This window comes from Chondrinema litorale (assembly GCF_026250525.1).
Taxonomy (GTDB): domain Bacteria; phylum Bacteroidota; class Bacteroidia; order Cytophagales; family Flammeovirgaceae; genus Chondrinema; species Chondrinema litorale.
In genome coordinates this window covers 294384-306214 of sequence record NZ_CP111046.1, presented here as the reverse complement: position 1 = coordinate 306214, position 11831 = coordinate 294384, and the positions used below count along the sequence as shown (strand labels likewise).

The window sequence follows — 11831 nt, the reverse complement described above, 5'->3', positions numbered from 1 at the left end:
AGTCTTTTATCCATTTAATTTAAATAATCACCACTAGAAATCACTCAAAAGACACTTACTTTATGAGTATTCTTTTGGAGATTTCGTGAAACACATTATAAATTTTTACATAATAAATTCCTGAGTTGACGTCTGAGACATCCATTTTTGCAGTCCCATTTTTACCCATACTCGACTTTAGTATTTTTCCAGATGTATCGAATAGATCTATGGTGAAATCGAACAATTCAGTTTCAATCACCAATTGCTCATCTGTTGGATTCGGGTAAATGATGCTACTTTTAAGTATGCTTTCTTCCGTAGATAAAATATCTAATTGAATTTCTTCCCACTCAAAAACTTCCCAACCATCAATATAATCGCGGTTACAAATTACAGGTTGGTAGCCATCTTCTGCGCTTACAAACAAATCGTTACTACCACGCAATCCCATTTTACCATTACCCAAATTGATAAAAGTAAATTTCTCAGAATCGCCAATGCTATCGCTGCTACAAATTAGCTGATTTGTTTCAGTATTCATGCTTATGTAATTCCCATTAAAATCCATAAAAGCTACTTTTCCATCACCCGCATTTATTAATTCGAAAATGCCACTAGTGCCGTAACTACTGCTGTTACAAGACATAGGAGTTCCATCGCCTTCTGATCGCAGATAAGTATCATTATAACCTTTTAACCAAATCGAACTACCATATGGCGGATAGGTAATTGTATCTGCTGTATGTGCCGAAACTGTATTGATCAAAGTTGTATTTCTTCGAAAATCTGGTGTAGCAAACTGCTGCCATTTGTTGGCTATGTCTTCGAATGAATCGTAATGGATATCGGGTGATGGATTGGTGTTGTTGTCATAATATCCCCAGTTTTCAATCGGACTGTCTGTCCTTTTGGTTTTATAAGCCCAGTTAGACCACGAAATATTTAGCGCATTTACCCCATTCAAATATTTATCCCATAAATCGGGGAAGTTCCAAAAATTAAATTCTCCGGCCAGTATCGGTACATCCCAAATATGTTGGTGGTTGGCCATATCCCGTAAAACAGCATCTATAAAGCCACTTTGCGAGTCGTAATTTGTTTTGTCTTCATTATAATGATGCACCTGATAGAGTACATTTTCCCAACCGTAATAATCAGGAGCAACTACATAGCTAAATCCTGGAAAAGCTCCTATCGAAATAACATGATCTTGGTCAATCGCCCTTATTTCTTGATAAAGTGTATTGTAAAATGCATGTATCGGATAGGTATTTTGATCTGAACTGAATGGTTCATTCATTGGGTCGTAAGCAGCTACTGTGGGATTATCTTTAAAATGCGTAGCCAATGCCTTCCAAATATCAATGGTCATTTGTTGGTAGGTGGTGTCTGTCCAAAGCTCATTGGCATGAGCTTGGCCACTGGTGATAAAACCATTTAATCCACCCGGAGCACCATGTAAATCGAGGATTACATACATATCTCTTTCAGCACATTCTGCCACTACCCAGTCTAACTGATCGAAACCATGTGGCTTAATTGTGCCATCATTGTACATGATCTCCATCCAATAAAAAGGTACCCGAACCATATTCATACCCATTGCTTTTACACTATCCAAATCACTTTCTGTAATCCAAGTTTCTTGATAGTAATTGAGTAAAGAGTCCATCCCATCTTCGCCAAATCTTAAAATCAATGAGTTTCTCACAGAATAATCATCTTCCATATAAAGGTTGAATTCTGCAATTGACCAATAATTCTCGTCAGTTGTACCTGTTTGCGTAATTCTCATATATCTTTTGTAATAGATATTTGGAAGCTGTATATAAATATTTTCAGTAGTTCCGGTACCTGTGGCTGCCGTTTCCCAAGAGATAGAATCCTCAGAAACCTCGATTACATATCCTCTGGCATAATCGCCAGTAAATGAACCAGCTTCAAAAGATACTCTATTGAAAATGACATTTTCCTGCATATCAACCATAAAATATTGTGAGCTATCTGCCACTTGAGCTGCTCCGTTACTCCATCGAGTATCTAAATCTCTGTCGAAAACACTCTGCAAATTAGATTCGTGAAAGGTAGAAGAGGCACTTGCCACCCATTGACTTCTATTAAGCGAGCCAGTTCCTAAAGGGCACATCCAATATTCCATACTCAGCCAAGAACCAAGATTGGTCCCTCTCAACATCACTGTATCGCCTGTTCCATAGTTATTTCTTAACACTGTGCCATCTGCTTTTAGAAAATCTGTAGATGTAATCTGTGCGGGTGTTGAGGTGCAATACCACATCGAAATTGCCAGTAAAACACAGATGGATAATAGTTTCATTTTCATTATTACGTGTTCGTTATCGGTAAAAAATATAGCATCAGATGCTATTTGGTTAGTAATTTTATTTCTCTATTTGGAGCTAAACTTTTCGTGGTTTTCAGTACCAGTTGGGTTTCGGGTAAATTGAGTTTTGTTGAAAGTGGAAGGTTTTGTACAGAATTGCCCACAAAAATTCCATAGTTTCCTTTTTCGATTACCCAAGCAGATTTGTCTGGATCGAAGGAAGCATAGTCTTTAGGCGAAAGCTCAAATTTGATAGTTTCACTTTTGCCAGATTGAAGCGTGTTGTTTTTTTTAAAAGCTCTTAACTCTTTATAGGGCTTTGTTAAGTTGGTTTGTGGAGATGCTACATATACTTGAACAACTTCTTTCCCTGCTACTTTCCCCGTATTCTCTATTTTACAAGTGATTGAAATGGTGCCATCAGTTGCCATTTTTGCTTCAAAATCAGAAAACTCGAATTGGGTGTAAGACAAACCATAACCAAAAGGAAAAGAAACAGGCACATCAAAACTTTCGAAGTATCTGTAACCCACAAAGATATCTTCTTCATAAACCACTTCCGATTTTACCCCAGTAAAAGGACTCGGATAAGGATTGTCCACCAATTCTACCCCCGGAAAATTTTTGGAAGAATAAGCATCTTTGTAATATACAGGGAAAGTCATGGGTAATTTACCAGAAGGGTTCACTTTACCAGAAATGATATCAGCAATGGCATTGCCTCCTTCTTGCCCCGGTTGCCAAACGAGTAAAATAGCATCGGCAAATTCCTTCCAAGAAGCAGTTTCAATTACACCACCAACATTTAGTATTACTACAAACTTCTTATTCTGCTGATGATAAGCTTTTGAAATATGCTGAATTAGATTTTTTTCATCTTCTGAAAGGTAAAAATCGTAGCCTTGTTTTCTGTCGTAAAATTCACCCGAAGTCCTATTGAGTGTGAAAACGCCAATTTGAGTTTGCTTAGCTATTTCATTTAAGGCTTCTTCTGTAAAAGTTTTTTCTGGTAAAATCTCATCTGGCCCGAATGACCATGCTTTAGGTGGTCGTTTGGCTTTTTCTTCTTTGATAAATTTGGTATATGTTTCTTGTAATGATGCTGAAACGGAAAAATTCTGACCTTTTAATCCATCTAAAATTGAGATTGAATAAGCTTTGTTTACATTGCCACTGCCTGTACCTACAGCAATAGTTTCGTAAGAACCAATTCCAAATAAAGCTATCTCTTCCTCAAAACTTTTTAAAGGCAAAGTTGCTTGCTCATTTTTCAAAAGAATAATTCCTTCGGTAGCTGCTTTTTTTGCGAGTGCTTTACTTGTTTCTAAATCGGGTGAACCACTGGGTTGGTAGCCAAGAAAAGTGGGTGTTTTTTTATAAATATTCAGGATGGATGCGATATTTTTGTTTAATTCAGTTTCTGAGAGCTTTCCTTCTTTTACTGCATTTACAATAAAACCTTTGTGTGAAGGTGTACCGGGCATGAGTAAGTCGTTGCCTGCTTTTAATTGTTCAGATACATGCTCTCCAGCAAACCAGTCGGTTAAAACAAAACCTTTAAAGCCCCACTCTTCTCTTAGAATAGTAGTGAGTAAGTCTTTACTTTCTGATGCATAAACACCATTTACTTTGTTGTAAGCAGACATTACCGTCCAAGGTTGAGACTCTTTTACTGCAATTTCAAAGCCCCTTAAATAGATTTCTCGCAAAGCCCGCTCGCTAAGAATTGCATTTACTCTGCTCCTATTGGTTTCTTGATTGTTAACTGCAAAATGTTTGATAGAAACGCCAACACCTTTAGACTGAACGCCATTGGTAAAAGCGGCTGCCATTTTTCCAGATATATAAGGATCTTCTGAATAAAACTCGAAGTTTCTGCCTCCTAGTGGATTTCGATGGATGTTTAAAGCCGGAGCCAATAAAATATCTACCCCGTACTCTTTGGCTTCGTCACCAAAAGCTTCACCTACTTGTTGCATCAGTTCTAAGTTGAATGTGGATGCTAGCATGGTGGCCACCGGAAATGCTGTTGCATAATAGGTTTTATCTGGTGTGTTGTTTCTATGTGGATTGATTCTTACACCTGCCGGACCATCGGCAAAAACTACTTTTTTTATTCCTAATCTATCTACTGGAAGGCTTGTGCCTGCTGCACCAGGAACTTTATCTTCGGTTTCTCCTACTCCGGTTGCCCCACCTTCGGAATAGGCTTTTTCCATTTCGCTACCTACTACTAGTTTTTCTTTCTCTTCTAGCGTTAGTTTTTGAATGACAGAATTTACATCAATACTTTGTTGTGCATAAGATTTACTTGCCCAAAGTAATACGATTAAGAAGCAGTATTTTAGTTTCATTATGATAGTGTTTTGTGTTCAATTACTGGTTTTTTAGACCTGATTATCTCAGGCTAATTCCGAATTAGCTTTAAAAAAGAGTGTGAAAGCTTCTGCAAAGTGTGAACTCTACAGAAGCTTTATATTTATTTTAGTATCCCGGATTTTGATCGTCTTGACTGATTTCTGAATTTACCCTAATCTCTCTTTGAGGGATTGGGAACAACAATCTATCAGTAGACATTTGATATGAGCCTGATACAGGATCGACTCCTTCTGGGTAATAATAGGTTACAGGGTCTGCAAGAATATTGGCAAAGTGTGCCGTCATAACTTCTACGGCATTATCGGTTCTCACTAAATCTAGCCAACGTTTATTTTCAAATGCTAACTCAATGCGTCTTTCATGTAGAATCAGTTCTCTCAGCTCAGCTTGATCTGTAGTAGTAATTGCTTCTAATCCAGTTCGGGTATGCGCATGTACCATATTTAAATAATCTAGTGCATCACCTTTACCTTGTTCATTTTTAGCTTCGGCAATCATCAATAGAACTTCGGCGTAGCGATATACCGGCCAATCGTCATTGGTATTCGGCGCAATGTCTGCTCCATGCACATATTTTTTTACATAAGGAATATTCTCATAACCATCACCAGTGTAAAAACCTACAGATGCATCTAATCTTAAATCACCCTCTTCGTAAGCAGCTACCATTTCTGGTGTGGGAATATTCCAACCTGCATAAGAGTTTGAGCTACCATTAGGGAAGCCTTCTATCACTCCGGGATCAGACAATATTGGTAAAAAGTTATAGGCAAAATTACTAGCAGAACTCGCTGTCGGATCATCAGTATACTGAATTTCAAAAATAGATTCTGCATTATTTTTATTAGATGGATCGAAAATAGCTGCATAGTCATCGAGCAGTGAATAGCCTGTAACCTGAAGCAATGTTGATTCTGCATTTGCCCATTCTTCCAATACAAGATAGATATTTCCAAGTAAAGTATAAGCAGCTCCACTGGCAACAAAACCTGCATCTTGATCTGCACTAGCAGGTAAAAGCTCAGCAGCTAGTGTTAAGTCTTCGATTATCTGAGTGTAAATAGTTTCGGTAGCAACTCGTGGATTAGCTGTTTCTTCGTAAGAAGTTGGTGGTGCTAATACCAATGGTACATCACCGAAATACTGAACCAAATCGAAATATGCAAAAGAACGCATAAACAATGCTTGCCCTTTAAAATTATCTTTCTGAGTTTGGTCAAAATCAGCATCATCTATAGTTTGAAGTATCTGATTTGCTCTACCAATTAAGATATAGTTATTCTCGTATTTATTTGCAACAGCACCACCGTTGGCATCATCTACAAACTGGTCTACATACTCACGGTCTGCATAACCTCTGTTTGCTTGGTTGTAAATGAAAATGGTGTTATCTGATCGCATTTCACCCATTGCCCAAGCGCCATAATCTGCCAAACCAGAACCAAATAAAGTTCTCAAAGGCACATACATACCAATTACCGCCTGTTCAAAATCTGATTCAGTTTGATAAAAATCTTCTGCTGAAACAACAGTTTCTGGTAAGTTAGTTAGAAATTCATCTTTGCAAGCATACATTGAAAATGTGCTTACAATTAAAAGGATATATATAAATCTGTAATTCATCATTTTCACAATTAAAGTTTTACCATGTCATATTTACACCCAATGTAAAGGTTCTCGGAACCGGATAAGTAGTTACATCAGCACCAGAGTATAGCCCCACTGCGGCAGATACTTCTGGATTTCCACCGGGATAATCTGTAAATACAAATGCTTGTTGCACACTCAAATAGGCCCTAAATGTTTTAAAGAGTTTTACTTTTTCAGCTGGTAGTGTGTAACCTAATGTGATGTTTTTAATGGTGAGGTAAGAGCCATCGTACACAAATTTTGAACTGAACCAGTCTCTCTCTGGACCTGTAGTACCAGACTTAGTCGTTCCGTATCTGCCATTTCCGGGATCTTCTGGCGATCTCCATCTATTTTGAAGGTCTTTAATTACATTAAATGAACCATCGAGGTTACCAGTAAATCTTTCGCTGATGTTTGCAATCTTATTACCGAATGCACCTTGTGCTACTATAGACAAGTCGAAGTTTTTATAAGCAAAGGTATTTGTAAAACCTAGGGTAAATTTTGGGGCAGTATTACCAATATAGGTTCTATCCCTATCATCATTAGTAACTGTTCCATCACCATCCACATCTTTAAATCGGATGGTACCTACATCAGAGCCTTGATGTTTTGGTAGTGCATCGTATTCTTCCTGATTTCTATAAACTCCCTCCCAAACTAAACCATATAAACGACCAAGTGGCTGGCCAACTTCTGTAATGGTGTATTCTCCATAAATTGCAGCATTGGCTGTACCTAGTTTTACCGCTTTATTTCTGTTGAATGAAATATTAAAATCTGTGTTCCATGCGAATGGACCTGTAAAGTTTTTGGTTCTCACAGCAACTTCGTGTCCCCAGAATTCAAGCTCACCTACATTGGTAGCAAAATTATAAAAGCCAGAAGAGATAGGAATTTCAACAGTGTATAACAGATTGTTTGTCACTTTTCTGTAGTAATCGTAAGTAAGGGAAATTCTATCATCAAACAAACCAAAATCAACACCAATATCCCATTGTTTTGTGGTTTCCCAACCGAGTTCGGTGTTATTCAATCCATCCACACTTTTTCCACTCAAATACACATCGTTAAATGGATTATTGGTATTTACCATGTTGGCATATTGGGTATAATTACCAATATTATTATTACCCGTAATACCGTAGCTAGCTCTTACCTTAGCAAATGAAACAGGTGTTAAACTTTGCATAAAAGCTTCGTCTGAAATAACCCAACCCGCTGAAACTGAAGGAAAACTACCCCACCTGTTATCAGAACCAAATTTAGAAGAACCATCTTGACGAATAGCTGCAGAAATGATATATCTATTTTTAAAACTATAGTTGATTCTACCTACGATTGAAGCCAAACTCCACTCTTGTATATCTGTTGAACCAGTAATGGTTTTGGCTGCATTTAAAGTCTGTACTTCATTATCTGGAAAGCCAGTACCAGTCATCGAACCACTTTCTGAGCGTGCTGCTTGTGAAGTATAACCAGCCAACACATCAAAACTATGGTCGCCAAAAGTATTGTTATAACTCACCGTATTTTCAAACATCCAAGAATACGCATAACTATTGCCATGCGACCCACTAATGCGAGAAGCATCTGCTTCGTTTGGTGGATTGAATAAACTACCTGCTGTAGATGGATAAAAAGAATCACTCACAGTATTACCTAAATCTACACCTATTGAACTTTTGAAAATCAGGTTATCAAGTATGCTTACTTCAGCAAAAGCATTAGACAACAAACCCACATTTTTAGCCGTATTTTTTACAATTTGAACTTGATTGTACCAGTTAGGCGCTGCTGCAGTACCATATTCATCACTCACACTTAATGGAATTGAACCATCTGGATTTTTGTAAGGTGCCAATGGGCTTGTAAGCATGGCTGACTGAATGATACCACCCGTGTTGTACCAAATACCATCACTTTGAGGTGTACTGTTATTGGTAAACGTTGGTGCTAAATTGAGTCCTACTTTTACCCTATCATTAATTCTGTAATCAGAATTGGCTCTTAACGAGATTCTTTCGAAATGAGAATTGAGTAATACCCCCGATTGCCTGAAATATCCCCCTACAATCGAAGTACTGAACTTCTCATTACTCCCTTTAAAGGATATTGAGTAATTTTCTATTGGAGCTACTCTAGTTACAACATCAAACCAATCGGTACCCTCACCATATTCTTCTGGATTGGCAAACATATCTCCTACTGCCTGATTATTTTCTTCTGCAACTTCTTTTTTGAACTGCGCAAACTCTCTGGCATTCATCATGTCTGGTCTGCCTTTTTGAGGTATTTGTTGAAGGCCATAATATGCATTAAATGAAAACTCAGACCTATTTGCTTTGGCTCTTTTAGTAGTTACAATTACCACCCCGTTTGCCGCTCTTGAACCATATAAAGAAGTGGAAGAAGCATCTTTCAACACCGTAATACTCTCAATTTCATCTGGGTTCATGTTAGAAATATCGCCAGTAATTGGAAAACCATCTACTACATATAAAGGGTCGCTACCAGCAGAAATGGATGTTTGACCTCTTACGCGAATCGTCATCCCTTGACCGGGAATACCTGAGTTTTGCGTAATTTGTACACCCGCTAATTTACCTTGAAGCTTTTGTGTTACCTGCGCCACTGGTTGGTCTTTTAAATCATCTTCACCTACTTTTTGAACCGAACCAGTTACTTTTTGCTTACTCTGAGAACCATAAGCCACAACTACTACTTCCTCTAAGCTTTCAACATCTACTTCTAAACCGATATTAATAATTGATCTGCCACCAACATTGATCTCCTGTGTTTTAAATCCCACATACGAAACTACCATTGTAGCAGCCTCATCTGAAACAGCAAATGAATAATTACCATCAATATCGGTAGTAGTTCCGGTAGTTGTGCCTTTGATTAAAATACTTACTCCTGGCAGTGGTTCACCATCATCAACAGAAGTTACTCTTCCACTCACTTTAAATTGTTGGGCTTCTTGAATTACCTCTTTTACATCGGTTGTATCTGATGTGGCTTTTTTACTTACCAGAATATTTTTGCCTATTCGGGTAAAGCTCAATCCTGCATTTTTAGAGATAAACCGCAGCATATCTCCAAGAGAATTAGCTTGCGACATGTAATTTACCCTATCGTTAGAGTCGATTGTATTTTTTGTATAAGCAAAGAGAAAACCTGTTTCTTCTTCAATTTTGTGGAAGGTTTCTTTTAAGGTCGCATTCTTTACCTGAAGTGTTAGATATATTTCTTCTACACTTTTAGTTTGTGCGTTTCCATCATTTGCAAGCAACACAGCACTTAAGGTCGCTTGTAAAATTATTCCATATAGTACTATTCTAGACATATATGCAATTTGTCTAAGTAATTTCAAATTCATATTTTTAACTAGTTTTTGATTGTAAAAAGGTCAATAACGTGCTTAGAAAGTAGTCTAACTGCGACCAAACAATTTCACTGCATTCTAAGCTAAGCCAGCGTTCTTCTTAAGTGTATGAACCTGGCTTTTTTCTTAACTTGTGTTTTCTTTAATCTTCATTCCCCTATTAGATTTGTTAATGGATACCTACCTATTCTATAATTACTTCTTTATTATTAATCTGATAATTGAACTCTATTGAATGACTGATTTTATTTAGGAGCATTTCTAAAGACTCATCTTCAAATTTTCCGGTAAAGCCTCCTTGCGTATTTACTTTGTTAGAGATAGTAAATTTTACTCCGTACCATCTTTCCAGTTTTTTTACTATTACATCAAAAGATGCATTTTCAAAAATGAGTTGATTGCTTCTCCAAGATATTATTTTAGATAAATCTACATTCGACGTAGTAGTAATTTTATCTTGTGCTTTATTATAGCTCATTACATCGCTAGGTTGCAAGTAAATTGTATTTTCAGCCGAATTTGATTCTTTGTTAATAGCAACTTTACCTTCTACCAAAGCTATTTCTACATCTTGGTCTTCCGGATAGGCACGAATGTTAAATGTTGTACCTAAAACCTTGGTTAAGATATTCCCCGTGTGAATAATAAAAGGTCTTTTAGGGTCTTTTTCTACTTCAAAAAATGCTTCTCCTGTTAGATAAACTTCTCTGGTTTTGCCACTAAACTTTTCTGGAAATTTGATCTCGCTATCTGCATTTAGTTTTATAAAAGTCCCATCAGAAAGGGTAATATTTCTTTTTACTCCTTTAGCATTTTTTCTAGAAACCAATGCGATTTTTGTATCTGTTCCGTCTGGGTTATCTGTATGAAAATACTGTTGATAAAAAACAAAGCCAAGTACTAGTGTTACAGAAGCAGCTATGTAATAATAGAATTTAAAGAAAGAATTTTTCTTTGCTATTTTTTGATTTGGCGCTTCATCGTCAATACTGGTTTCTAAAGTATTCCACACTTTATCCATGGAATCTTTATTTACATTCCGTTTATGACTCCAGTATTTTTCTAGTTTTTTTACTGTATCAGTGTTTGTTTCAGACTGTTTTTGCCATTCTTCTAGAAAAGCTTTTTCGTGCTCGTTGAGCTCTTCTCCAGTGAGAGACTTGACCAATATTTCATCTATATCTGACATATATTTAATTCGAAAATCGTAATAGGTTTGAAAATTTTGTACAAGCGTACCAGCCTACAGTTCAAATCTGTAGTATTTAAATTTGCATTAATTATCTCCTCATAGAAAGGACAAAAGTTTTTGGAAAGCAGACTACGTCAGTCCAGAAAAAAAATTAAATTTTCTATCACTATTAAAAAAGATATGAGATTATTGATGTTTCTGATGTTGGTTGAGTTGAGATTTTCATCAGATCTTTTCTGCGTTAAATGTTCTCTAATTCTTTTTACAGCTTTTAACACCTGATTCTTAACAGTATAGGGAGAAACATTTAAAATTTCGGCAGCTTGCGCATAATTGAGCTGATCTTCTTTTACTAAAAAAAATGCGTTTTTGCAGGCTGTAGGCAATGTTTCGATTACTTTGTCTATCTCATCGCGAAGTTCTTCGGCAAAATAGGCGGCTTCTGGAGTAAAGTTTTCTATCGCTAATTCGAAGTGCGCATCATCTAAAGACAGATGGGTATTTTGCTCTTTTAATGATTTTTTAATGACGTTAAGTGAATGATTTTTTACTAAAACATAGAGGTAGGTTTCTATATTTTTTATTTCTAAAAGATTACTTCTGTTATTCCATATTTTCAGAAAAACTTCAGAAATCACTTCTTCTGCCAATTCTCTCGACTTTAAAAAGCGCAAAGCAAAGGCAAAAAGTCTTTCGAAATAATATTGGTAAAAACTTCTAAAAGCAAGTTTATCATTATGAGAGGCAATTCTCTTCTTAATTCTTTCTATATCAATTTTCATATTTTGAAAAGCGTATAATTACACTAATAGATTCTAAAGAAGAGGAGATAACTACTGCAATTACTAAAAAATACAGAAGAAATGCAAATGAATGTCTTTCAATATAGCTAAGTTATAAGCCATATATAATTTTAA

At 36.5% G+C, this 11831-nt stretch carries 6 protein-coding genes; all 6 read right to left on the bottom strand.

The window, feature by feature from the left end; all coding sequences use genetic code 11:
* Positions 1-55: 55 nt before the first annotated feature.
* The 6 genes from OQ292_RS26095 to OQ292_RS26070 all read right to left on the bottom strand — a co-directional run bounded on the left by OQ292_RS26095 (position 56) and on the right by OQ292_RS26070 (position 11696).
* Entirely contained in the window at positions 56-2323 is a 2268-nt protein-coding gene (locus OQ292_RS26095) for a cellulase family glycosylhydrolase (protein ID WP_284687126.1), read from the bottom strand.
* 41 nt (positions 2324-2364) lie between these two features.
* Positions 2365-4677, bottom strand: a complete 2313-nt coding sequence (locus tag OQ292_RS26090) for a glycoside hydrolase family 3 C-terminal domain-containing protein (protein ID WP_284687125.1) — start codon at positions 4675-4677, stop codon at positions 2365-2367.
* A 130-nt stretch (positions 4678-4807) separates the two neighbouring features.
* Positions 4808-6328 (bottom strand): RagB/SusD family nutrient uptake outer membrane protein, encoded by a 1521-nt coding sequence (locus OQ292_RS26085; protein ID WP_284687124.1) that lies wholly within the window; start codon positions 6326-6328, stop codon positions 4808-4810.
* Between the two features lie 16 nt (positions 6329-6344).
* Entirely contained in the window at positions 6345-9716 is a 3372-nt protein-coding gene (locus OQ292_RS26080) for a SusC/RagA family TonB-linked outer membrane protein (RefSeq protein WP_284687123.1), read from the bottom strand.
* A gap of 190 nt (positions 9717-9906) precedes the next feature.
* Entirely contained in the window at positions 9907-10911 is a 1005-nt protein-coding gene (locus tag OQ292_RS26075) for a FecR family protein (protein WP_284687122.1), read from the bottom strand.
* A gap of 137 nt (positions 10912-11048) precedes the next feature.
* On the bottom strand, positions 11049-11696 hold the full coding sequence (locus OQ292_RS26070; RefSeq protein WP_284687121.1) for an RNA polymerase sigma factor: 648 nt from the start codon (positions 11694-11696) through the stop codon (positions 11049-11051).
* Between the last annotated feature and the right edge of the window lie 135 nt (positions 11697-11831).

Bases quoted from the DNA above. Each gene is read 5' to 3' on its own strand.
- OQ292_RS26095 (WP_284687126.1), bottom strand. From the start codon at position 2,323: ATGAAAATGAAACTATTATCCATCTGTGTTTTACTGGCAATTTCGATG.
- OQ292_RS26090 (WP_284687125.1), bottom strand. From the start codon at position 4,677: ATGAAACTAAAATACTGCTTCTTAATCGTATTACTTTGGGCAAGTAAA.
- OQ292_RS26085 (WP_284687124.1), bottom strand. From the start codon at position 6,328: ATGATGAATTACAGATTTATATATATCCTTTTAATTGTAAGCACATTT.
- OQ292_RS26080 (WP_284687123.1), bottom strand. From the start codon at position 9,716: ATGAATTTGAAATTACTTAGACAAATTGCATATATGTCTAGAATAGTA.
- OQ292_RS26075 (WP_284687122.1), bottom strand. From the start codon at position 10,911: ATGTCAGATATAGATGAAATATTGGTCAAGTCTCTCACTGGAGAAGAG.
- OQ292_RS26070 (WP_284687121.1), bottom strand. From the start codon at position 11,696: ATGAAAATTGATATAGAAAGAATTAAGAAGAGAATTGCCTCTCATAAT.